The 20,895-nt window shown below is 66.0% G+C and carries 18 protein-coding genes and 1 tRNA gene; 10 read left to right on the top strand and 9 right to left on the bottom strand.

Annotation, left to right across the window (positions count from 1 at the left end; genetic code table 11):
- Positions 1 to 69: 69 nt before the first annotated feature.
- The 4 genes from ACFRAH_RS05330 to bcp all read right to left on the bottom strand — a co-directional run bounded on the left by ACFRAH_RS05330 (position 70) and on the right by bcp (position 3,489).
- Positions 70 to 1,746, bottom strand: a complete 1,677-nt coding sequence (locus ACFRAH_RS05330; protein ID WP_377989873.1) for an ABC transporter substrate-binding protein — start codon at positions 1,744 to 1,746, stop codon at positions 70 to 72.
- A gap of 193 nt (positions 1,747 to 1,939) precedes the next feature.
- A complete protein-coding gene (locus ACFRAH_RS05325; RefSeq protein WP_377989872.1) occupies positions 1,940 to 2,620 on the bottom strand; it encodes a fasciclin domain-containing protein in 681 nt (226 codons plus the stop codon).
- A 180-nt stretch (positions 2,621 to 2,800) separates the two neighbouring features.
- Positions 2,801 to 2,882, bottom strand: a tRNA-Leu gene (locus ACFRAH_RS05320).
- Positions 2,883 to 3,012: 130 nt separating this feature from the next.
- Positions 3,013 to 3,489 carry a thioredoxin-dependent thiol peroxidase gene (gene bcp, locus ACFRAH_RS05315; RefSeq protein ID WP_377989871.1) on the bottom strand — a complete coding sequence of 159 codons (477 nt, stop codon included), beginning with the start codon at positions 3,487 to 3,489 and terminating at the stop codon, positions 3,013 to 3,015.
- A gap of 96 nt (positions 3,490 to 3,585) precedes the next feature.
- Here bcp and ACFRAH_RS05310 point away from each other — a divergent pair, with 96 nt between their 5' ends.
- The gene (locus tag ACFRAH_RS05310; RefSeq protein ID WP_377990045.1) at positions 3,586 to 4,062 is read left to right on the top strand and encodes a MarR family winged helix-turn-helix transcriptional regulator; all 477 of its coding nucleotides are present in this window, start codon (positions 3,586 to 3,588) and stop codon (positions 4,060 to 4,062) included.
- A 56-nt stretch (positions 4,063 to 4,118) separates the two neighbouring features.
- On the opposite strand, the gene ACFRAH_RS05305 is transcribed toward ACFRAH_RS05310, so the two are convergent.
- A complete protein-coding gene (locus ACFRAH_RS05305) occupies positions 4,119 to 5,114 on the bottom strand; it encodes a LacI family DNA-binding transcriptional regulator (RefSeq protein WP_377989870.1) in 996 nt (331 codons plus the stop codon).
- Between the two features lie 108 nt (positions 5,115 to 5,222).
- On the opposite strand from ACFRAH_RS05305, the gene ACFRAH_RS05300 reads away from it, so the two are divergent.
- The 7 genes from ACFRAH_RS05300 to ACFRAH_RS05270 all read left to right on the top strand — a co-directional run bounded on the left by ACFRAH_RS05300 (position 5,223) and on the right by ACFRAH_RS05270 (position 12,085).
- Positions 5,223 to 6,356, top strand: a complete 1,134-nt coding sequence (locus tag ACFRAH_RS05300; protein WP_377989869.1) for a Gfo/Idh/MocA family oxidoreductase — start codon at positions 5,223 to 5,225, stop codon at positions 6,354 to 6,356.
- Entirely contained in the window at positions 6,353 to 7,147 is a 795-nt protein-coding gene (locus tag ACFRAH_RS05295) for a TIM barrel protein (RefSeq protein WP_377989868.1), read from the top strand. The genes ACFRAH_RS05300 and ACFRAH_RS05295 overlap by 4 nt, the downstream gene beginning before the upstream one ends.
- 136 nt (positions 7,148 to 7,283) lie before the next feature.
- Positions 7,284 to 8,282 carry a substrate-binding domain-containing protein gene (locus tag ACFRAH_RS05290; RefSeq protein WP_377989867.1) on the top strand — a complete coding sequence of 333 codons (999 nt, stop codon included), beginning with the start codon at positions 7,284 to 7,286 and terminating at the stop codon, positions 8,280 to 8,282.
- A 56-nt stretch (positions 8,283 to 8,338) separates the two neighbouring features.
- Positions 8,339 to 9,388, top strand: a complete 1,050-nt coding sequence (locus ACFRAH_RS05285; RefSeq protein WP_377989866.1) for an ABC transporter permease — start codon at positions 8,339 to 8,341, stop codon at positions 9,386 to 9,388.
- A 16-nt stretch (positions 9,389 to 9,404) separates the two neighbouring features.
- Positions 9,405 to 10,331, top strand: coding sequence for an ATP-binding cassette domain-containing protein (locus ACFRAH_RS05280; protein WP_377989865.1), 927 nt, complete (start codon positions 9,405 to 9,407; stop codon positions 10,329 to 10,331).
- A gap of 26 nt (positions 10,332 to 10,357) precedes the next feature.
- Positions 10,358 to 11,392, top strand: a complete 1,035-nt coding sequence (locus tag ACFRAH_RS05275) for a Gfo/Idh/MocA family oxidoreductase (protein ID WP_377989864.1) — start codon at positions 10,358 to 10,360, stop codon at positions 11,390 to 11,392.
- A 141-nt stretch (positions 11,393 to 11,533) separates the two neighbouring features.
- Positions 11,534 to 12,085: a DoxX family protein gene (locus tag ACFRAH_RS05270; protein WP_377989863.1), complete on the top strand. Its 552-nt coding sequence runs from the start codon at positions 11,534 to 11,536 to the stop codon at positions 12,083 to 12,085.
- Here ACFRAH_RS05270 and ACFRAH_RS05265 read toward each other — a convergent pair.
- Both ACFRAH_RS05265 and ACFRAH_RS05260 read right to left on the bottom strand, forming a co-directional pair.
- Entirely contained in the window at positions 12,082 to 14,676 is a 2,595-nt protein-coding gene (locus ACFRAH_RS05265; RefSeq protein ID WP_377989862.1) for a bifunctional lysylphosphatidylglycerol flippase/synthetase MprF, read from the bottom strand. The genes ACFRAH_RS05270 and ACFRAH_RS05265 overlap by 4 nt on opposite strands.
- Positions 14,673 to 15,983, bottom strand: a complete 1,311-nt coding sequence (locus ACFRAH_RS05260) for an alpha/beta hydrolase (RefSeq protein ID WP_377989861.1) — start codon at positions 15,981 to 15,983, stop codon at positions 14,673 to 14,675. The genes ACFRAH_RS05265 and ACFRAH_RS05260 overlap by 4 nt, the downstream gene beginning before the upstream one ends.
- A 152-nt stretch (positions 15,984 to 16,135) precedes the next feature.
- On the opposite strand from ACFRAH_RS05260, the gene ACFRAH_RS05255 reads away from it, so the two are divergent.
- The gene (locus ACFRAH_RS05255) at positions 16,136 to 17,416 is read left to right on the top strand and encodes an alpha/beta hydrolase (protein WP_377989860.1); all 1,281 of its coding nucleotides are present in this window, start codon (positions 16,136 to 16,138) and stop codon (positions 17,414 to 17,416) included.
- A gap of 40 nt (positions 17,417 to 17,456) precedes the next feature.
- Here the strand turns inward: ACFRAH_RS05255 and ACFRAH_RS05250 are convergent, their stop codons facing one another.
- Both ACFRAH_RS05250 and ACFRAH_RS05245 read right to left on the bottom strand, forming a co-directional pair.
- Positions 17,457 to 18,470 (bottom strand): Gfo/Idh/MocA family oxidoreductase, encoded by a 1,014-nt coding sequence (locus ACFRAH_RS05250; protein WP_377989859.1) that lies wholly within the window; start codon positions 18,468 to 18,470, stop codon positions 17,457 to 17,459.
- A 2-nt stretch (positions 18,471 to 18,472) separates the two neighbouring features.
- Positions 18,473 to 19,657, bottom strand: coding sequence for a Gfo/Idh/MocA family protein (locus ACFRAH_RS05245; RefSeq protein WP_377989858.1), 1,185 nt, complete (start codon positions 19,655 to 19,657; stop codon positions 18,473 to 18,475).
- Between the two features lie 129 nt (positions 19,658 to 19,786).
- Between ACFRAH_RS05245 and ACFRAH_RS05240 the strand changes: the two genes are divergently transcribed.
- Positions 19,787 to 20,821 carry a LacI family DNA-binding transcriptional regulator gene (locus ACFRAH_RS05240; RefSeq protein ID WP_377989857.1) on the top strand — a complete coding sequence of 345 codons (1,035 nt, stop codon included), beginning with the start codon at positions 19,787 to 19,789 and terminating at the stop codon, positions 20,819 to 20,821.
- Positions 20,822 to 20,895 lie beyond the last annotated feature (74 nt).

Raw genomic sequence — 20,895 nt, 5'->3', positions numbered from 1 at the left:
TCCGATAGGCGGCTCTGGCTGTCACAGAATATCCCTGCACCGCCCACTAACTGAAATTGGCCCCCGGCGTCAAGGCCTCAGCTGGACCTTGGTGAAAACTTCATTTAATACCGGCGAGGCGGGGTAGCTGATCACCCGGTCGGACAGGGCCAGTGCGGAGATCGGGAACGCGATGGGGACGGCCGGCAACGACTCAGCGATCTGGGCGTTGATGGTCTGGTACTGCTGCGTGCGCTCCTGGCCGTCCGGGAGGCCGCGGGCGCGGTCGATCTTGGCGAACACCTGCGGGTCCTGGTAGCCGAACTCGCCGTTCTTTTCCCCGAAAAGCGGCGCGAGGAAGTTGTCCGCGTCGGCATAGGAACCGTTCCAGCCGAGCAGGTGCAGGGCATGGTCGCCGGGGTTCTGCACCTTCTGCAGATAGCCGTCCGTCCAGTCGACGGGGACGGGTCTGATGTTCAGGCCGACTGCCGTGAGCTGGCGGCTGATCTCCGCATAGACCTTCTCCGGCGTGGGCAGGTACGGCCGGGTGACGTTCATGGGGTAGTAGAACTTCAGCGCCTGGCCCCTGTAGCCGGCCTCCGCCAGGAGTTCCTTCGCCTTGGCGGGGTCATGCCCCAGCGCGGGTGCGTTGTTGTTGAAGCCGCTGAGCTTGGGTGGAACGAACTGTGAGGCCTGGGCCGTGTTGTCGATGAAGAAGCGCCTGATCAGCGTGTCCTTGTCGATGGCGAGCTCGATCGCCTGGCGGACCTTGAGGTTCTTCAGCACGGGTATTTCCTGGTTCATGCCGAGATACATCACCGAGAACGGGTCCCGCTGGATGATCTGCATGCCGCGCTTGACCAGCTGGTCGAAGTTGCCCACCGTCACGGTGTCATAGCCGTCGATCCGGCCGTCCAGCAGGGCCTGCAGCCGCGTCTGCGGGTGGTCGTAGGTGATGAACTTGAGCGTGGCGATCTGTCCCTGCGCGCCCCAGTACTCCTTGTTGGCCGCGAGGGTGACGCCCGCGCTGTCCCAGGCGGAGAACCGGAAGGGGCCGGTGCCCACGGGGCGCGTGGCGTAAGCCGACAGTGCCTGGCTGCCGCGCCGCAGGCTGAGCTGGTCGGCCTTTCCGGCGGCGAGTGCCTTGGGGGAGGAAATGGCGAACGCAGGCAGCGTCAGGGCCTGGAGGAAGCCGGTGAAGCGCTCCGTGAGGTTGATCCGCACGCGCAGGGCGGACAGGGCGGTGCAGGATTTGAAGACGGACAGCTCCGCGTGGTCCGCGTGTTCCTTGAAGACGCCCTTGAAGGTCGTGCCGGGCGCCTGCTTCCGCAGCGCCTCCGGAAACTTGAACCAGCGCTCGAAATTGGTGCAGACGGCGTCGGCGTTGAAAGGGGAGCCGTCGTGAAACCTGATGCCCGGGCGAAGGGTGAAAGTGTAGGACATGCCGTCCGCCGATTCTGTCCACTCGGTCGCCAGCAGCGGCGTGGGCTCGCCCGTTGTCTGGTCAACACCCACGAGTCCTTCCAGGACCTGCCGGGTGACCCGCTGCGATTCGACGTCGTTGGCCAGGGCAGGGTCCAGGCCCAGGGGCTGCGAGGCCGTGCCGAACGTAAAGGTCTCTGACGGTGCAGCGGCGGCTGTTGTGGTGCTCGCCGCGGCGGACGACGGCGTGGGCCGGGCTTCGCTCGTGCAGGACGTGAGGGACAGGCCCAGGAGGACGGCGCCGGTCTTGAGGGCCGTACGGCGCGGGATACTGCTGCTGGGCACTCGATTACCACCTCTGGACTGCTGGGGTGCGCGTGGGCGGCTGCTTGCCCGGCACCCAGTCTAGTTGACGGATCGCACACCCCTGGCTTATGCGTGAGCCAGGACACGCCCGGCAGACAAAAAGCCGCGGTCCGCACGCTCGGGTGCGGACCGCGGCTTTTGTCCGGGACGCGTCCGGGACCAGGCCCGGCGGTTACTTGGGCATCAGGACCGAGTCCACCAGGTAAACGGTGGCGTTCGCCGTCTGGACGCCGCCACAGATCACGTTGGCCCCGTCCACCTTGAGGGCATCCTTGGTGCCGGTCACCGTCACCGATCCGCCCTGCACGGTCTTGTGCGTTCCCACGATCTTGTCCGGGGTGATCTGGCCCGGGACCACGTGGTAGGTGAGGATCTTGCTCAGGAGCGCGTCGTCCTTCTTGAGGGTCTCGATCGTTGCTGCGTCGACTTTCGCGAAGGCATCGTCAACCGGCGCGAACACCGTGAACTGACTGCCGTTCAGCGTGTCGACCAGATTGACTTTCGGATTCAGCTTGCCGGAGACAGCGGCTGTCAGCGTCTTCAGCAGCGGGTTGTTCGATGCGGCTACGGCCACGGGGTCCAGGGCCATGCCGGCGACCGAGCCCTTGCCGCTGGGAACCTGCTTGGCGTAGTCGGCACAGCCGGGCCCGGCGAGGTTGGCGGCCGGATCCATGGCTGCCGCCGAAGTCTCTGACGGCGACGGCGCCATGCTCGACGGTGCCATGCTCGACTGTTCGGGTGCGGCCGATGAGCTGCCGGATGTGCCGGCGGAGCCGCCGCAGGCGGTGAGGCTCAGCAGGGCTGCGGCTGCGAGACTTGCGGCGGTGAAGGCGGGGCGCTTGAAGGACTGCATTTGGGTTCTCCTTAGTTGTGCCGACGAACGGGCCAGATGGCTCACTGGGTATTCGCCTGCTCTGCAGCCATGGATGGGTGAACCCGAAAATTTCCTGGCGGAGGGTTTCTTAAATGGGGAAATCCCGGGCCGAAGCCCGGGATTTCCTCTTCTTGTATTTGTGCACAGTCTTATCTGCAGTGCGCAAGGGGGGACTTGAACCCCCACGCCCGAAGGCACAGGAACCTAAATCCTGCGTGTCTGCCAATTTCACCACTCGCGCCCGGCTCCGCCCGTTGAGCCTTCCTGCTGCCGGCAGCAGCAAAAACGTACGACGGCGGATGCCAGCCTCAATTGTACCGTCACCTGTGCGGTTCCCGCGGCAGGAGCGGGAACGTCAGGGCGCAGGGTCATCAAGCCTCTGAGAGCTTGAGGTCCTTGCGCAGCTTGGCGACGTGTCCGGTGGCGCGGACGTTGTACTGGGCCACGGCAACCTTGCCGTCCTGGTCCACCACCACGGTGGAGCGGATGAGGCCCTCGTAGGTCCGGCCGTAGTTCTTCTTCTCGCCCCACGCGGCGTATGCCTCGGCGACGGCATGGTCTTCGTCCGACAGGAGCGGGAAGGTGAGGCCCTCGGCGTCGGCGAATTTGGCCAGCTTGCCCACAGGGTCCGGCGAGATCCCCAGGACCTCGTAGCCTGCGGCCTGAAGGGATGCCAGGCTGTCGCGGAAATCGCAGGCCTGCTTGGTGCATCCGGGCGTGGCGGCAGCCGGGTAGAAATAGACGATGGTGTTCCGGCCGCGGTAGTCGCCGAGGCTGACGTCCGCACCCGTGGCGTCCTTCAGCGTGAAACCGGGGGCGGTGTCGCCCGGCGTAAGTTTTTCAGCCAACGTTGTCTCCTTGTTCTAGGTCAGGACATTTCAGCTTAGTAAGGGCTTCGTGCCGGGTACTAATCAGGCTTAGTTATACTTGGTGGTATGCCTGATATGGATCGCTGGCCCACAGGGCGCCTCTTGTCCACGGCGGCCCGCCTTGTTGAGCACTCATGGAACGAGAAGCTGGGCGCCATCGGCCTGACCCATGCCGGCGTCATCGCCATCGAGGTGCTCTACAACAGCGGCCCCATGACGCAGGCGCAGCTTGCCCAGCTCGTCCGGGTGCAGGCCCAAACCATGGGCAAGACGCTCAGCCGCCTCGAATCGCACGGGCACATCGTGCGGCAGCGCAGCACATCGGACCGCCGCAGCCACGTCGTGTCGCTCACCGAGCGGGGCACCGAAGCCGTGATGGCTGCAGCGGACATGGAACGGTCCGTCCTCGCCGCGGCGTCCATTGACCCGGACGTGCTCCGCCAGGAACTTCAGGCCGTGGTCCGGGAGCTGGCCAAGCGCTTCGCTTCGCCGGAGACCAGCGCCATTGTTGCCGGAGCCGACGCCGGGCTGACCGTCGAAGCCAATTCCTAGCACCGCCAATTCCTAGCACCGCCAATTCCTAGCACCGCCAATTCCTAGCACCCCACCTATCCGCCGGCAGGGGCGGCCGTGGTTCGGCGCGCCACCAGGTGCGGGATCCGCACCACATGCCCGGCTGGCTGGGTTCCTTCTATCCGCGCCACGGCCCGGTCCACGGCTGCCGCAGCCAGCAGCGGGGCGTCCTGGCTGATCGAGGACAGCTGCACGTAGCTGAGCCGCGCGAACTGGCTGTCGTCATAGCCCAGTACTGACACATCCGCCGGAATGTTCAGCCCCTGTGCCCGGAGGCTCTCGATGAGTCCAAGGGCCGCCCTGTCGTTGAACGCGATGACGGCTGTGGGCATGTCTTCGCGAAGTGAATTGCCGGCGGCCATTCCGTCTTCCTCCATCGCGCCGCCGGCAACAATGGCCGGCTCCAGGCCGCGGCGTTCCATCTCCGCCCTGAAGGCAGCGCGGCGCGGTTCGGCAGAAACGGCAGAACCGCCGTCGACATGCACAATCCGCCGGTGCCCCAGGGACACCAAGTGCTCCACGGCCATCCGGATTCCCTCGTGGTCGTCGCTGCTCACCGAGTCGGTGAGGTCGCCGACGTCGTTCCGGAGGAGGCTCACCACCGGCACCTGGCCGGCGTACCGCCCCAGTTCGTCGCTGCTGAGCGTGGGCGAGACCAGGATCAGGGCCTCGGACCCGAAGTCCAGAAGGGCCTCGATGGTCCGGGACTCGGGCCTGCCGCTCGTGACGCCGCCCAACGCCAGTTCGTAGCCTTTGGCGCTGGCCTCGGCGTAGGCGGCGTCCACAATCTCGGCATGGAACGCATGGGCCGTGGAGAAGCTGAGGCCCAGGAGTTTGGTGCGGGTGCTGCGCAACAGCCGGGCGCGGCTGTCGGGCCGGTAGCCCAGCTCGCGTGCGGACTCGAGCACCTTTTTCCGGGTGGCTTCGGCCGCGCCGGGGGCGCCGCGCATCACGATGGAAACCAGGGCCCGTGATACGCCGGCCGCTGCGGCCACATCCATGAGGGTGGGCCGCCGTTGCTGTTCAGTCATGTGCCTCCTTTGCTGCCAGCAGTCTATAGAACGATCTAGACAGAACACCAAGGCTGTGCCACGATCAGTTCACTAGAACGATCTAGAGACTGCAGAAGAGGATTGATTATGACCTACGTCCACCAGCCGGCCGCCGAAAACCGCCCCGTGCGCCTTGGCCTGATTGGAGCAGGGTGGATCGGCGCCTTCCACGCCGAGTCCGTGGCGCACCGGCTTCCGAACGCGCGGCTGGATGCCGTCGCTGATCCCGCCCTTGCCGCCGCCGAGGCCTTGGCAGGCAGGCTCGGCGTTGCCAGAATTACCGCAGATCCGGCGGACGTGATCAATGACCCCGAGATTGATGCGGTCCTGATTGCATCACCGGTAAGGTTCCATTCCGGCCTGATCGCGGCTGCGGCCCGGGCAGGGAAGGATGTGTTCTGCGAAAAGCCGGGCGGCCGCACTGTCGAGGAACTGGATGAGGCGCTGGCTGCTGCGGATGCTGCCGGGGTCAACGTCCAGTTCGGGTTCAACCGGCGCTTCGCGGCGGACTTTGCTGCAGCGCGGAAGCTGATCGACGACGGTGCCGTGGGCACTCCGCAGCTGATGCGTTCCCTTACGCGGGACCCGGGTACCGCGGCCGGGATTGCCTCCCCGGAGCGCATCGCCCCCGGAACGATCTTCCTGGAAACGCTGATCCATGATTTCGACACCCTCAACTGGCTGAATCCGGGAGCGGTGCCGCTGAAGGTGCACGCAGTGGCTGACGCCCTCGTGGCGCCCGAGGCGAAAGCCGGAGGACTGCTGGACACGGCGGTGGTGACTGTGACCTACAGCAACGGGGCCATCGCGGTGGCCGAAGCCAACTTCAATGCCCTGTATGGCTACGACGTCCGGGGCGAAGTCTTCGGGTCCGCGGGCATGGTCGCTGCCGGCGGACCACAGGCATCGAGCGCCGTGAGCTACACAGCCGCGGGCATTGCCTCGGACACCGTGCGGCTGAACATTGACCTGTTCCACGATGCGTACACGGCCGAACTTGCCCGCTTTGTTGACGGCGTTGCGGCGCGCTGCGCCGGCGGCGCAGCGGTTGGAACACCGGCTCCTGGCGGCGTCGATGCCCGCAATGCGCTCGCGGTGGCGCTGGCGGCCGTCCGGTCGCACGAAACCGGCGTCCCGGTTGAGGTATCGGCTGTGGCGCGGCTGCGCCCGGCCGAGCCGGGGCTGGAGCGCACGGGGCAGCACGCGGGGCCCGGCGCATGAACTTCCGGCTGGCAGCCTGCGCCGAAATGATCTACGGCGAACTGCCCTTCCTCGAACGGGTGCGGCGCATTCATGAGCAGGGCTTCGACGTGGAGCTGTGGGATACACGGAACCGTGACATTCCAGCTCTGGTGGCCACAGGTGCCCGGTTTTCCTCCATGAGCGGCTACTTCGGGGGCAGCCTCATCGACGCCGAGAGCTCGGACCGCGTTGTTGAATCGGCGGCGAAGCTCATTCCGGCGGCGCTGGAGCTCGGCGTCGAGCGGATGGTCGTCCATCCGGCTGAACTCGGCGGCGGCGGGGTTGCTGTGCGGCCCCTCCACCGCGCCACCGGCCAGATGTGGCTGACCGGCCTCCGCACCCTGGAGCGGCTGGGCAGCCTGGGTGAACGGCACGGCGTGGTCTTTGCGCTCGAGAACCTCAACACGGTCCTGGACCACCCGGGGATACCGCTGGCCCGGGCCAAAGACACGCAGGCACTGGTGTCCGCGGTTGGCCACCCGAACGTGAAGATGATGCTGGATCTTTATCACGCCCAGATCGGCGAAGGGAACCTGATCGAACTTGTCCGCGGCGCACTGCCGTGGGTCGGGGAAATCCAGGTAGCCGACGTCCCGGGCCGGTGCGAGCCCGGAACAGGGGAGATCAACTACAGCGCCGTGGCCAAAGCGCTCGCAGGTGCCGGCTACTCGGGTGTTATTGGCCTTGAGGCGGCCGCGTCGGGCGGCTCGGGACCGGCAGCGGGCGACAAAGCCCTATCAGCGTTCCGGCACGCCTTCGCTGGCGAGTAGGCGCGAGAAAACTAATATCGTCCTAATGTTAGGACAAAGATTGACAAGCGTGATCCGAGTCACGATGATCGGAGATATCAACATTCCGGCCGGTGCGGTGTGGCACCGACGGACCCCGGATCAAAGGAGATTTTCGGTGAAGAAATTTTCATGGCGGAGGGTGGCCCTGGTTGCCGCCGTGGTACCGATGCTGGCCCTCAGCGCCTGCTCATCCAGCGGCGGCAGGGCACCGGAGAACGCCAATGCCGGGGGCGGCGGCGGCCAGGCCGCGTCGACGCCGCGCATCAAGATCGCCCTCATCACGCATGCCGCTCCAGGTGATACCTTCTGGGACATCGTCCGCAAGGGTGCCGAGGAAGCCGCCGCCAAGGACAATGTGGAACTGCTCTACACCTCCGACCCCGAGGGTGGCCGCCAGGCCCAGCTGATCCAGCAGGCCGTGGACCAGAAGGTGGACGGCATCGCAGTGACCCTGGCCAAGCCGGACGCCCTTAAGGACGCCCTTAAGAAAGCCACCGACGCCGGCATCCCCGTGGTGAGCCTCAATGCGGGTGAGTCCGTTTCTGCCCAGCTCGGTGCGTTCACGCACTTCGGTTCCAATGAGAAGCTCGCCGGTGAAGCCGTGGGGGACAAGCTCAACTCCCTCGGACTCAAGCACGCGATCTGCGTCATCCAGGAGCAGGGGCACGTTGGCCTCGAAGCCCGCTGCGCGGGTGTGAAGTCGAAGGTACCGGCGACGGAGATCCTGTATGTGCAGGGTACTGATATGACCCAGGTATCCTCCACCGTCACCGCCAAGCTGCAGGCGACGGCCGACGCCGACGTCATCATCGGCCTGGGGGCGCCCTACACGCTGACCATCCTTAAGGCGGTGACCGCGGCCGGCAGCAAGGTCAAGGTGGCCTCCTTTGACATGAATGCCGAGCTCGCCCAGAAGATTGCGGACGGCGCTGTTGAATTCACCGTTGACCAGCAGCCCTGGCTGCAGGGATACGGTTCCGTGGACGCGCTGTGGCAGTTCAAGCGCGGCGGCTTCAAGGTCGGCGGCGGCCAGCCTGTGCTGACCGGTCCCACCATCGTGGACAAAGCCGGAGCCGCCAACGCCCTCACTTTCGCCCAGCAGGGCATCCGCTAGCAGTCCGCCAGCCCGGTCCGGCGCAATGGCCGGACCGGGCAGCAAGGAGCATTCCAATGACCATGACCCAGACCATGACTAAACCCGCCGTGGCCGACGAGCGGATCGGCAGGAAGAATCCGCTGCAGAAGCTCCTCGGCCGGCCCGAGGTCGGTGCCCTCGTGGGCGCTGTTGTCCTTTTTGTCTTCTTCGCTTCGGTGTCGCAGACCTTCATCCAGCCGAACGCGTTCGCGACCGTGCTGTACGGGTCCTCGACCATCGGCATCATGGCCGTAGGCGTGTCGCTGCTGATGATCGGCGGGGAGTTTGACCTTTCCACCGGTGTGGCGGTGATCAGTTCGGCGCTGACGGCGTCGCTGTTCAGCTGGTATTTCAGCACGAACGTGTGGGTCGGCGTCGGCCTGGCCCTGGTGGTCTCCCTCGGCATCGGGTTCATCAACGGGTGGATCCTGATCAAGACCAAGCTGCCCAGCTTCATCGTGACCCTGGCGACGTTTTTGATGCTGACCGGCCTGAACCTGGGCCTGACCAGGCTGATCGGCGGGTCGGTGTCGTCGCCGTCGATCTCCACGATGGACGGGTTCTCCTCGGCGCAGGCGATCTTCGCGTCCTCGATCACCCTCGGCGGGGTGGAGGTCAAGATCACGGTGTTCATCTGGATTGCCCTGGTGGCGGTGGCCTCGTGGGTTTTGCTGCGGACCCGGGTGGGGAACTGGATTTTCGCTGCAGGCGGGGACGCGAACGCTGCCCGGGCGGTGGGTGTCCCGGTGACGAAGACCAAGATCGGACTGTTCATGGCGGTCGGGTTCTGCGGCTGGGTGCTGGGCATGCATAACCTGTTCGCGTTCGATGCCGTGCAGTCCGGTGAGGGTGTGGGCAACGAGTTCCTCTACATCATCGCCGCGGTGATCGGCGGGTGCCTGCTAACCGGCGGCTACGGGTCGGCTGTGGGCGGAGCCATCGGAGCGTTCATTTTCGGGATGGCGAACAAGGGCATTGTGTACGCGCAGTGGAACCCGGACTGGTTCAAGTTCTTCCTGGGCCTGATGCTGCTGCTGGCCACCATCGTGAACCTGATCGTCAAACGCCGCGCGGAACTGAAGTAGAAGGGGCCGAAGAGGCATGAACGCACATCAGATTGACCAGCAGACGCTGCTGAAGGACGAGAAGGACCCGCTGACGCACACCCCGGTGCATCTGCTCTCCCTCGACGGAGTCGGGAAGCATTACGGGAACATCATCGCGCTGAGCGATGTGACGATGGCGGTGGACAACGGCCGGGTCACCTGTGTCCTGGGGGATAACGGCGCGGGGAAGTCCACGCTGATCAAGATCATCGCCGGCCTGCACCAGCACGACGACGGCGTCCTGAACATCATGGGCGAGGCCCGTAAATTCAGCTCCCCGCGTGAGGCGCTCGACGTCGGCATCGCGACCGTGTACCAGGATCTGGCTGTGGTGTCGCTGATGCCGATCTGGCGGAACTTCTTCCTCGGTTCGGAGATCACCACCGGGGCCGGGCCGTTCAAACGCCTGGATGTCCAGCGGATGAAGGACATCACCAAGAAGGAACTCGCGGACATGGGCATCGATCTGCGTGACGTCGAGCAGCCCATCGGGCAGCTCTCCGGCGGTGAACGCCAGTGTGTCGCGATCGCCCGGGCCGTGTACTTCGGCGCAAAGGTCCTGATCCTGGACGAACCCACCGCTGCCCTGGGCGTCAAGCAGTCCGGCGTCGTGCTCCGCTACATCCTGCAGGCAAGGGACCGGGGCCTCGGGGTCATCTTCATCACCCACAACCCGCACCACGCCTTCCCGGTGGGGGACCGGTTCCTGCTGCTCAAGCGCGGCAAATCGATCGGCTACTACGAAAAGAAGGACATCACGCTGGAGGAACTCACCGCGCAGATGGCCGGCGGCGCCGAACTCGCTGAACTCGCCCACGAACTCGAACAGCTCGGCGGCCACACCGACGCCCTCAAGGAAGTCCAGGCCGAGGTCGCCGACGTGCACGAGACCACGGCGGAACCCGGCCGGGCACCGGAGTAGGGAAACCCGTGACAGCAAGGAGCAGCATGAAAGAAGTAACACTTGGGCTCGTGGGAGTGGGCCGGATCGGCGCTATGCACGCCCGGAACATCACTGGGCTGAACGGACTGACGGGGCCGCAGGGCACGGCTGTAAACCTCAGGCTGACCGACGTAGCCGCCGAGCACGCCCGGTCCCTGGCGGCTGAAACAGGCGCCGGATTCGTTCCGTCCGTTGAAGCGCTGCTTGAATCCGGCATCGACGGCCTCGTCATTGCCACCGGAACGGCAACGCATCCGGACCTGATCGGGGCGGGCGTGGACGCCGGCATTCCGGTGTTCTGCGAAAAGCCTGTGGCAGTGAACGTCCAGGATTCACTGCCCGTCCTCGACCATATCCGGGCTACGGGCGGTACGGTGCAGATCGGCCATCAGCGCCGGTTCGATCCTGGCTACCTGGAGGCCAAGCGCGCCTTAGACGCCGGGGAGCTGGGATGGCTCCATACGGTCAGGGCCGTCACGTGCGACATGACGCCGCCGCCGGTGGAGTTCCTCGCGACGTCCGGCGGGCTCTTCCGCGACTGTTCCGTCCACGATTTCGATATCCTCCGTTGGCTCACGGGCAGGGAAATCGTGGAGGTTTTCGCCAAGGGGTCAAACAACGGTGACCCTGCAATCGGCGCCGTCGGCGACGTCGATACCGCGCTGGCCGTGGTGACGTTCGACGACGGCAGCGTCGGAACGGTCTCGGCCACCCGTTACAACGGGGCCGGCCATGATGTCCGGCTGGAACTCCAGGGATCCGCCGGGTCCGTCATGGTGGGGATGGATGAACAGATGGCCATGTCCTCTGCCGAATCCGGAGTGCGTTTCCCGGCGGGGCCGCCGCACACGACTTTCGCCGAGCGGTTCCACGGGGCGTACCGCGCCGAGATGGCTGCCTTCGTGGAAGTAGTTCTGGGACTGCGGGAGAACCCCTGCACACCGGAGGATGCCGTCGCGGCGTCGATGGTGGCCGACGCCGCCCAGGCGTCGCTGCAGTCCGGCCAGCCGGTGCGGGTAGCGCTCCAAACGGCGGGCTGACGCGGAAAAGAGCCACGCCCTGGCGCCTGCGGGGACCCGCCCCGCGGCTGCGTGCCAAAGGAAAACACAAGGGCCCTCCCGTAGCCTCCCTGCATCCAATAAGCGGGGAGGCGGCTGTCCCCAATGCCAGGGAGGGAAACGATGAAAAATCTGCTGCGCGGGGGCGGGCTGCTGTTGCGTCTTGGGTGTGCTGCCGATGCACGCCTCGTGCGGGTGCTTCGCCCTGCGGCGTTGCCATCGCTGCGTATTCTGCTTGGAGTCGTGTTCATGTGGTTCGGAGCGCTGAAAGTGGCAGGCGTTTCGCCGGTTGCGAAAATGGTCGCCGGAACTCTCCCCTGGGCAGAGCCGCACATGGTGGTGCTCGTTCTCGGTGCAGTTGAAGTGCTGCTCGGCGCGGCGGTCGTCGCCGGGGTGGCCTTGCGCCTGGTACTCCCGACCCTGGCTGCGCACCTGTGCGGAACGTTCCTGACCTTCGTGATGCTGCCCGGGCTGATGTTTGCCGACGGCGACCCGCTGCTCCTCACAGCGGACGGTGAGTTCGTCATGAAGAACCTCGTCCTCATCGGCGCGACACTGGCATTGATCGCCCACGCGCCCTCCAGGGCACGGGACCGGGGCCAGGGCACGCCGCTGACAGCCCCGGCCCGGGCAATTGCGGAGGAACCGGCAGGTCCACCGCCGCCCGCCGCCTAGCCCACAATTTCGCGCACCAGCTTCGCTGTCTGCCGGAAGGAGATGTTGGGCATGTATGCCTCGGTGACAGCGCGCCCGATGCGCGGCAGCCACAGCGGGTCCTGGTACATCATGTACAGGGTCCGGTGCCTGGGCTGGAACCGGGCCTTGAACGCTGCAAGCGAACGGAACCCGTAAACGGGTTCGAGGCCACTTCCCAGGAGGTTCAGGAACCTCCCCAGGACATCCCCTTCTGTGGCTGCTGTGGCGGCTCCGGCCGCCGGACCCGGGCCGGGGGTACGGGAGCCGGCCGGTCCGGAGCTGGCGGTACCAGCCTTGACCAACGGGGAACCGGAGAGCGATATGACGTCCAGGGTCTCCTTGAAGTGAATGACGGCGGAGGCGATCAGGAACTCCATGACGCCGGGAAAGGAGCCGCGGCTGCGCCGCATGAAGTCCAGGGTCCGGCTGACGACACGTCCGCCGGCGAACACCGGAAGCCAACTGGTCACGCCGTGCACTGTGCCCTGGGTGTCCACGGCCAGGCACAGCAGAACCTCGTCATCCTTCAGTTCTTCCAGGCTGCCCAGCGTGAACCCCATTTCCGGCAGGGCCTTGTCGGCCACCCATGCTTCGGAAATCTCGTGGACCTGTGCCCGCAGGCTGCCTGTCAGTTCGCCATAGGTCGACCAGAGCGCGGCGATTCCGAGCTTCCGCGCCTTGTTGATTGCGGTGCGGACGTTCTGCCACTCCTTCCCCCTGAACTCGAGTTCACGGATGGGCAGCAGCGTCTCCTCGGCAACGGCGACCCGCCGATACCCCAGCCTCCCCAGGTGTTCCCACTGGTCATCGGCGACGGAATACCAGCAGGGCGCCAGGGAGTGGGCTGCACAAAAGCGCGTGAACTCTTCGGCGGCCGCGTACGCGTCCGCGGGGCTGCCGAAGGGGCCGCCTACGGTGACGGCCACATTGAAGTGGACCTGGTACGCGATGCCGGCCGTCCCGGCGTCGTTGAACCAATAGCGGTTATTGGGCCACAGGGCCATCCACGACAACGAGCCGCCACCCATCCGGACGAGTTCCTTGGCCAGGGCCTGCTCGAACTCCTGGCGCGTCTCCCTCAGCCTGCGGCTGAGGAAGAGCCCGAGGACGCTCATCATGGCCACCAGCCAGTAGATGGCCCCACCAAAGCTGAAGAGCAGGGTGGAAAAGAATCCGTGCGGATAGACCGACACGGAATAGCGGAAGGAAAACGGGTAGGGCAGGAACATCCTCGGGAGCGTGGTGAGCAGGGCCAGCAGCCCGGCGCGGCGGTGGTAGTTGTCCTCGGCGAACCATGCGATCACGTATCCGAGGACAAACACGGCGAAAAGGGACGGGAGCAGGACCTGCGTCCGGTGCCGCAGCACGGGATCCGGGTCGACAATGAAGTGCCGGCGGCTGACGAACAGCAATGCTGCGATGACGAAGGGGACCAGCACAACCGGGAGCACTTCGACGATCGCCGAGTCCACGGAAAGCACACGGCCGCCGGTGCGCATGTAGGTCCCGAACAGTGAGAAGAGCTGCAGGTGCAGGGCCGAGAGAACGGCGATCACCACGTGCACGCCGATGGTCAGCCAGAGCGCCAGGCGGTGTCCCCGCCGGAGGCCTTCCGCGCACACGAGGAGCATCAGGAACGGCACCACGGACAGGGCGACGCCGCCCGGTCCGTTGAGGCCGGGGCTGTGGACCACCTGCGCGCAGCTGAGGTCGATTGCCGCCGGGCAGTTGGCCTGAAGCTGCCCGATGGTGGGAACCGGATTGACGATCAGGTCCCGAAGAACGGCCAGCGGACCCGAGGGGGCCTGTGCCAGCGCGGCCATTGCCGGACCGGCCGCAAAGACAGCCACAGTCATGGAGAGCAGCGCCCTCGTTTCCCTGCTTGACGAACGGGCGAAATGGGCGGAGAGGCGGGAGGCCCGGGCGGTGTTGCGGTGCATGACCTGGCCCAGTACCAACCCGCACAGCAAACCCAGGAATGCCACCAGAGTTATCGGATGCCCGACGTACAGGAGAAGCATCAGCGTCACGGCGACGGCCACGGAACGCAGCCGCCGGCGCCACAGCGCACTGACAAGGGGACTGGCGGCCATGGCCGCAGCAAGAGCGCCTGCATACGGCCCCATGACGACCGCCCGCTTCATGCTGGCCAGCCAGTCGCTGCCGAGTGCGGAGCCGGCCTCGACTGCCGCGAGGTACAGCACCAGGGCACCAAAATGGCCGCCGAGGAAAGCTGCCGCCGTCCGCCATCTGCCCATCGTGGACTCGGCGAAGCCCACTGCGGCGAGGATGACGGCGCTGGCCAGCAGGTAGGAGGCCAGACTCCCGGTGAAGAAAATGGAGAGGAACAGGGCCCGGAAGTCGCCCTGGCCGGCAGTGGACAGGCTCGGCGCCACCGCGTTCCGGATTGCCGCCGGCGGGCCGGCAGCAACTGAATGTGATGCGACGGCGGCAGTCCACACGGTGATGGTCAGGCACGACGCGAGGGGAATTCTGAGGAACAGGCGCCCGATCGCCATCAGCCTCGGGGCCCGGCCGGGCCGGGCTTCTTTCGCGAACGTTTCTCTCACGGGACCAGCCCCATGGGCCGGGCCATGAAGTTCAGTGCCTGCTGCATCGAGTCCAGCACGACCTTCCACGAATGTCCGGCATCCGGAATGATGGCCGTCCTGACATGCATTCCGGCTTTGACGGCGGCCGCTGACAGTACGACGGCGTTGTCCCGGAATTCGCTGTCATCGGCGCCGGCCGCGAAAAAGCCGTAGCTGTCCGGGTAGTGCCGTTGGGCCAGCAGGGTCAGCGGGACTTCAGCAGTGAACGCGGCCAGGTTTCCGGCGAATGCCTTGTCTGCCGTCTCCTGCCGCGAGACCGCGAGGGCAGGCTCGCGCTCGCCGGCAAAGCTCATGAAGTTCGGGTAGACCCCGGGGTGCCGGGTGGCCATCTGGACAGCGCAGGTGCCGCCGAAGGAGAAGCCGCCCACGGCCCAGTGGCGCGGGTCGGAGTCCACGTCGAGGTTGTGCTTGATCCAGTCCGGCACGTCCACGCTCATGTAGGTATCGGTTTTGGCGAATGTCGTGTCCATGCACATGGTGTTTCCGTCCTCGGTCCCGTTCGGGTCCGGGATCACCACCACGGGCGCCAGCCCGTGGTGCGCCCCGGCGAACTGGTTCATCGCCTGGACCAGATTTCCGCTGACCGCCCATACCCCGGGCCACCCTGGCTGGCTGCCGACCAGAACCAGGACCGGAAGCTTTGGCCGGTTTTTCACCAAGTAAGCGGGCGGCAGGTAGATGTGCGCGTGGCGGCCGGAGAAGCCGGAAACGGTGCCGGGGATTTCGGCGTGCCGCATGACGCCGGACGCGGCAAGGTTCAGCGGCCTGTGCCAGCGCTCGTACACGGGTGAGGTCTCGAAGGACACAGCGTCGCCGTGCTTTTTCAGCGCTGATTCCAGGGGCAGCAGCGTGGACGAGGACTTCCCGAGCAGGGTCCCGACTGTTGGCATAAAACCAAAGTAGGCGTTGATCTGCAGGGCACACAGGCTCAGGACACAGAGGGCGGCAACCGGCGCGGCCAGAGCCCGGAGAAGGCCGCCACGGGCTATGTTGCCTACCGCCGCCGCGGCGGCAAAGGCGCCCAGCCCGGTCCAGGCGACAACCTCCGGAGGAAGGTCTTCCGGCCAGACATAGAACGCATGGACCAGCAGCCATGCCAGGCCAAAGCAGGCTGCCAGTGAGGCACCCATCGTTACCCCGGCAAAGATCCACCAGCGCCGGCGCCTGCGGAGCAGCAGGAATCCAAGCGATACGGCACCGAGCACCCACAGGGTGTTGGGGAACCAGCCCTCCAGGAGACTGGTTGAATACAGCCACGTCGACAACGGAATCCTCCTGTTTGCTCTGCAGGCGGGTATCACCATAGACCCCGAATCTGAAGCTTTGCTGAGGGTCCGGGCCGTCGCCCGGCAATCATTCAGGCAGCTGTCAGGCTCCGGCCTTACCCTCCTGTTTTGGGGGCGTGCAAGGAGCCAGGATGCAGTTGTTGGACCTCAATATTCTTCAAAGACCCCTGCTGGACACCTTTGATGCAGCAAGCCTCCTTGCTGTGCTGTTTCTGCTGTTCAGGCCGGGCCTGACGCGGATCCGTACTGCGGCCCTGGCGGTTGCCGGCGGCGTTGCAGCAGGGGTTGTTACTCTCGTCATCTGCGAAGCATGGATCAATGTCTTCGGTTTGCCGCTGGACATGGACACCCGCGCCTGGGTGGTTGCCGCCTTCGGTGGCGTTGCCCTGGCCCTGGTCAATCTTTGGCGCACACGGTGGCGGCGCAAGATTGCCGCCGTCGCGTCCGTCGCGTTGTTTATTTCGACGGCGGCCCTCGGGATCAATGCCGCCTACGGCCTGAACACCACGCTGGGCGCACTGCTGGACCTGAACACAACGGGTCATCTCACGCTGCCGAAGCTGGACCCTAAACCGGCATCCCGGCAGCCGCTGTGGAAGACCTGGAAAGCGCCCGCCGGCATGCCGGCTTCAGGGCGGAGCGGCGCAGTCACGATTCCGGCCACTGCCTCGGGTTTCCATGCCCGCGACGCCCACCTGTACCTGCCGCCGGCTGCACTGGTCCCCAACCCGCCGGAACTGCCCGTCCTCGTGATGATGATGGGCCAGCCCGGCGGGCCGGAGCAGGACAAATCGACGGTCCGGGTGCTCGATTCGCTGGCCAGGCAGAACCACGGCCTGGCCCCGATCACGCTCACCATCGACCAGCTCGGAAACCCGTTCCACAATCCCGTCTGCGTGGACTCAGACATGGGCAAGGTCTACACCTACGTCACCCAGGACGTTGTCAATTACATCCACAGGAACCTGAACGTGGATCCGCGCCGGACCGAGTGGGCGGTGGGCGGCTATTCGAACGGCGGCGAATGCGCGCTGTCCTTTGGCGCCAAGCGTCCCGATCTGTTCGGCTCGATTCTCGACATCTCCGGCGAGCTGAAGCCGCTCAACGGAACCGAGGCCCACACGGTGGCCGTCATTTTCAAGGGCAACCACGCAGCCTTCGCCGCGGAAGAACCTGCCAACATCATGAAAGCCCGCAGGTATCCGGACGAACTCGCCATCTTTACGAGTGGATCCCTGGACCGTGTCTACGGAGCCCAGGCTGCGACGGCCGCGCAGGATGCCAAGGCGGCCGGGATGCGGACCCGGAGCTTTGTGGGCAGCGGTGTGGGCCACCGCGGAGATGCCCTGGACTTCGGCGTGCGAACAGGACTGCCACTGCTCTATCCGCGGTTCGGGCTCACTGCCTCCTGAACGGCTGCCTCCTGAACGGCCGCCTCCTGAACCCGCTGCGTCAGTACTGGATCGTCTCGGTCCTTCCTGTGTGTAGGGACAGCGTTGCCGCTTCAGCGATGGCCTGTGCCTTCAGGCCATCCTGGAGTGACGGCGTAAGCCGTGCGCCGCCGTCGTTATCCGTTCCGTGCTCCAAACCTGCGACGAAATGGCCCAGCGCAGCGGCGTAGGTGGGCTGCACCCGCTCGAACCAGCCCGGATGCATGCCGTCGGCCACCACCCGCCCCGCGAAATACCGGGACACGGCGCCGGTCCGGTGGCGGCCGGCCTCAGCCATCCCGCGGGAACCCATGATTTCGATCCGCTCGTCATAGCCGTAGCCGGTACGGCGCGCGCAGTCGATCTGGACCAGGGCGCCACCGGGAAGCCTGAGGGACACCACGGATGTATCCACATCGCCGTACTCGGCCAGCCGCGGTTCGGCCAGGGCCGATCCGGTGGCGAAAACCTCAACAGGGTCCGCTCCTGTCAGCCAGCGGGCCAGATCGAAGAAGTGAACGGCCTGGTCGCGCATCTGGCCGCCCGACGTGGCGATGTAGGGGAGCGGCGGCATGGCCGGGCCGCGGCTGGTGAGCTGGATGAGCTCGACGTCTCCGATTTCCCCGGCATCGACGATCCGTTTGAGCTCGGCGTAGTCGCGGTCGAAGCGGCGGTTGAAATCCACCATGACCGGCACGGCGTGCCGGCCAACAAAGGCGGCAGTCTCCCGGGCCTGCCCAAGGTCCAGGTCGATCGGTTTTTCACACAGCACCGCCAGTCCTGCCTCGGCGGCACGGCGCAGATGCGCGGCATGGGTATCTGTGGAGGATGCGATGAACACCGCGTCGATGGCCGCGGCGTCAAACACTTCTGCCAGGTCCGCAGCGGCGCGGGCGCCATGCGTGGCAGCGAGGGCCTTCGCGCGGTCCTGGTCAACATCAAACACCAGCTGGAAATCAACATCCGGGTGGGCGGCGAGATTGGCGGCGTGAACGGAACCAATGAAGCCGGCGCCAAGGAGTGCGAAGCGCTGCATCGTCAGACTCCTGCCATTTCCGTGGCACCTGCCGGGGCCACCCAGGCGGCATCCTCGGCATGTGATGCGGCGACAGCCTCAACGAACCTGACGCCTACCAGGCCGTCGTATCCCGTGGGGAAGGACAGCTCCCGGGTCTCCGGCAGGGTACCGTCCCGGCGGGCGCGCAGTTCCACGGCCAGGTCGCGGTAGAAGTTGGCGAAGGCTTCAAGGAACCCTTCAGGATGCCCAAGGCCCACCCTGGTGAGGCGGGAGGCGTCCTCCGACAGCGTGCTGAGCCCCTCCGTCAGCACCGTCGTGGTCCCGTCGAGGTCCTGGACCGTCAGGTGATGCGGGTCCTCATGCTGCCATTCGAGGTTCCCCTGCGTGCCGAAAACCCGGATGCGCAGGCCGTGGTTGTGGCCGGCGGCGGCCATGCTGGCCCACAACCGGCCGGGAACCTCACCGGTGAGCTGCAGTTCGACCGTGGCGTGGTCGAAGACCCGCCTGCCCGGAACCAGGGTCTTCAGCCGGCCGGACACCCGCTCCGCTTCAAGCCCGGTGACGTAGCGAAGAAGGTGGAAGCCGTGCGTGCCAAGGTCTCCCACGACGCTGGGGAAGCCGGCGATATCCGGGTCCGTCCGCCAGGTGGCCTGCTTGTGGCCGCCCTGCTCGAGGGGAGAGGCCGCCCAGCCCGAGGCGTGCTCCACGTCCGCGAAGGTGATGGTGCCGAGCTGCCCGTCCCGCACCATGCGGGCCGCGTGCCGCACCATGGCGTAGGCGGAATAGCAGTGCGGGACGGCCAGGATGGCGCCGTTGTCGGCGGCGATCCGCACCAGTTCCGCGGCGGTCACTGAATCCCGGGTCAGCGGCTTCTCGCACACCACGGAGATACCGGCCTCAAGGAAACTGCGGGCAATCTCGAAGTGGCTGTCATTCGGGGTGGCAACAACCACCACATCGACGCCGTCTTCCCGGCCTGCTTCCTGTTCCGCCATTTCGCGGAAGCCGGCGTAGTGCCGGTCCTCCGGAATGCCCAGTTCGGACGCCAGGGCAGCGGAGTGTTCCGGTTGGCGGCCAAAGACGCCGGCCCGGAGATCGAATTCGCCGTCCAGGCGCATGGCCCGGCGATGCGTCTTGCCGATGTCTGCCCCTGCGCCGCCTCCGACCATTCCGGCCACCAGCCACCGTGCGTGCGGTTCACTCATGAGGATCCTCTTTGATTCTTTGGAATTTTCTTGGACCGGTCCATGATCGAGGACGAACGACCTGCCCGTCAACCCTTAGGCTGGTACCGGGCGGGCCGCGCCAACTGCCAAGACCGGAAGAGGATCACAGTGAGCACATCGTTTCCCAAGGGGGCCCCGCCCGCGGCGAAACCCACCATCCGCGATGTGGCGGAACGGGCCGGAGTGTCCAAATCGCTCGTTTCGCTGGTTCTGCAGGGTTCCGGGAACGTCAGTGAAGCCCGACGGCGGGCGGTGCTTGAGTCGATGGAAGAGCTCGGTTACCGGCCCAACAAGCTCGCCCGCGGACTCTCCATGCCGCGCACAGGTACAGTTGGCGTCCTGCTCAATGACCTCCGGAATCCCTGGTTCATCGAGCTCCTCGAAGGTCTCTCCGCTTCCCTGCACTCCGCCGGCGTTTCGCCCGTCCTTGCCGATTCCTACACGGACCACCGGATCGGCCGGCCGTCAGTCGAGGCGCTGCTGGAGCAGCGGATCGACGGTCTGGTGGTGGTGGGAACCACCACGGAGCCGGAGGCCATCAGGAGCGCCTCGGCGGTGGTTCCCGTGGTTCTGGCGGGCACCCTTGACCCTGAGCTGCCGGGCGTGGACGTGGTGGTCAACGACGACGCCGCCGGAGCACGGAAGGCCACGGAGCACCTCATTGGCCTCGGGCACACGCGCATTGCCCACCTTCAGGGCCCCGGCGAGATCGGACGCCTGCGGCGGGCGGGTTATGAGCAGGCGATGCACGCTGCGGGGCTGGAACCCCGCACGGCGGCAGGTGGCATGAGTGAGGAAAGCGGCTACAGTGCGGCCAGGACCCTGCTGACTGCCGCTGCCCGGCCAACGGCCATTTTCGCCTTCAACGACATTGCCTGCATCGGCGTTCTCTCCGCCGCGGCGGACTCGGGGGTGACAGTTCCGGGTGACCTTTCCCTGGTCGGCTACGACAACACGTACCTGGCCCGCATCCGCCACCTGTCCCTGACCTCGGTGGACAACGGCAACCTTGCCGTCGGCGTCCAGGCCGGCAAGTACATCCTGGAGCGGCTGGGCAACCCCGGGCTGCCGGGCCGGAAGCACCTGGTCAGCAGCGAGCTGCAAGTCAGGGGTTCCTCCGGCAGCGCGCCCGGGGGAGCCTGAGGCCACGGCTCCGGGAACGACAAAGCCCCGCCTCCAGGCTTGTGACCTTGAAGGCGGGGCTTTTGTGGTGCACC

Source organism: Arthrobacter sp. NPDC056727 (assembly GCF_042790555.1).
Taxonomy (GTDB): domain Bacteria; phylum Actinomycetota; class Actinomycetes; order Actinomycetales; family Micrococcaceae; genus Arthrobacter.
Note: the sequence above shows the minus strand (reverse complement) of the source record. Positions and strands in the feature narration are given on the sequence as shown.

What these genes read in the sequence shown, in the direction of transcription:
- ACFRAH_RS05325 (WP_377989872.1), bottom strand. Translation starts at nt 2,620, where the DNA reads ATGCAGTCCTTCAAGCGCCCCGCCTTCACCGCCGCAAGTCTCGCAGCC.
- ACFRAH_RS05310 (WP_377990045.1), top strand. Translation starts at nt 3,586, where the DNA reads ATGGATCGCTGGCCCACAGGGCGCCTCTTGTCCACGGCGGCCCGCCTT.
- ACFRAH_RS05305 (WP_377989870.1), bottom strand. Translation starts at nt 5,114, where the DNA reads ATGACTGAACAGCAACGGCGGCCCACCCTCATGGATGTGGCCGCAGCG.
- ACFRAH_RS05300 (WP_377989869.1), top strand. Translation starts at nt 5,223, where the DNA reads ATGACCTACGTCCACCAGCCGGCCGCCGAAAACCGCCCCGTGCGCCTT.
- ACFRAH_RS05295 (WP_377989868.1), top strand. Translation starts at nt 6,353, where the DNA reads ATGAACTTCCGGCTGGCAGCCTGCGCCGAAATGATCTACGGCGAACTG.
- ACFRAH_RS05285 (WP_377989866.1), top strand. Translation starts at nt 8,339, where the DNA reads ATGACCATGACCCAGACCATGACTAAACCCGCCGTGGCCGACGAGCGG.
- ACFRAH_RS05280 (WP_377989865.1), top strand. Translation starts at nt 9,405, where the DNA reads ATGAACGCACATCAGATTGACCAGCAGACGCTGCTGAAGGACGAGAAG.
- ACFRAH_RS05275 (WP_377989864.1), top strand. Translation starts at nt 10,358, where the DNA reads ATGAAAGAAGTAACACTTGGGCTCGTGGGAGTGGGCCGGATCGGCGCT.
- ACFRAH_RS05270 (WP_377989863.1), top strand. Translation starts at nt 11,534, where the DNA reads ATGAAAAATCTGCTGCGCGGGGGCGGGCTGCTGTTGCGTCTTGGGTGT.
- ACFRAH_RS05255 (WP_377989860.1), top strand. Translation starts at nt 16,136, where the DNA reads ATGCAGTTGTTGGACCTCAATATTCTTCAAAGACCCCTGCTGGACACC.
- ACFRAH_RS05250 (WP_377989859.1), bottom strand. Translation starts at nt 18,470, where the DNA reads ATGCAGCGCTTCGCACTCCTTGGCGCCGGCTTCATTGGTTCCGTTCAC.
- ACFRAH_RS05245 (WP_377989858.1), bottom strand. Translation starts at nt 19,657, where the DNA reads ATGAGTGAACCGCACGCACGGTGGCTGGTGGCCGGAATGGTCGGAGGC.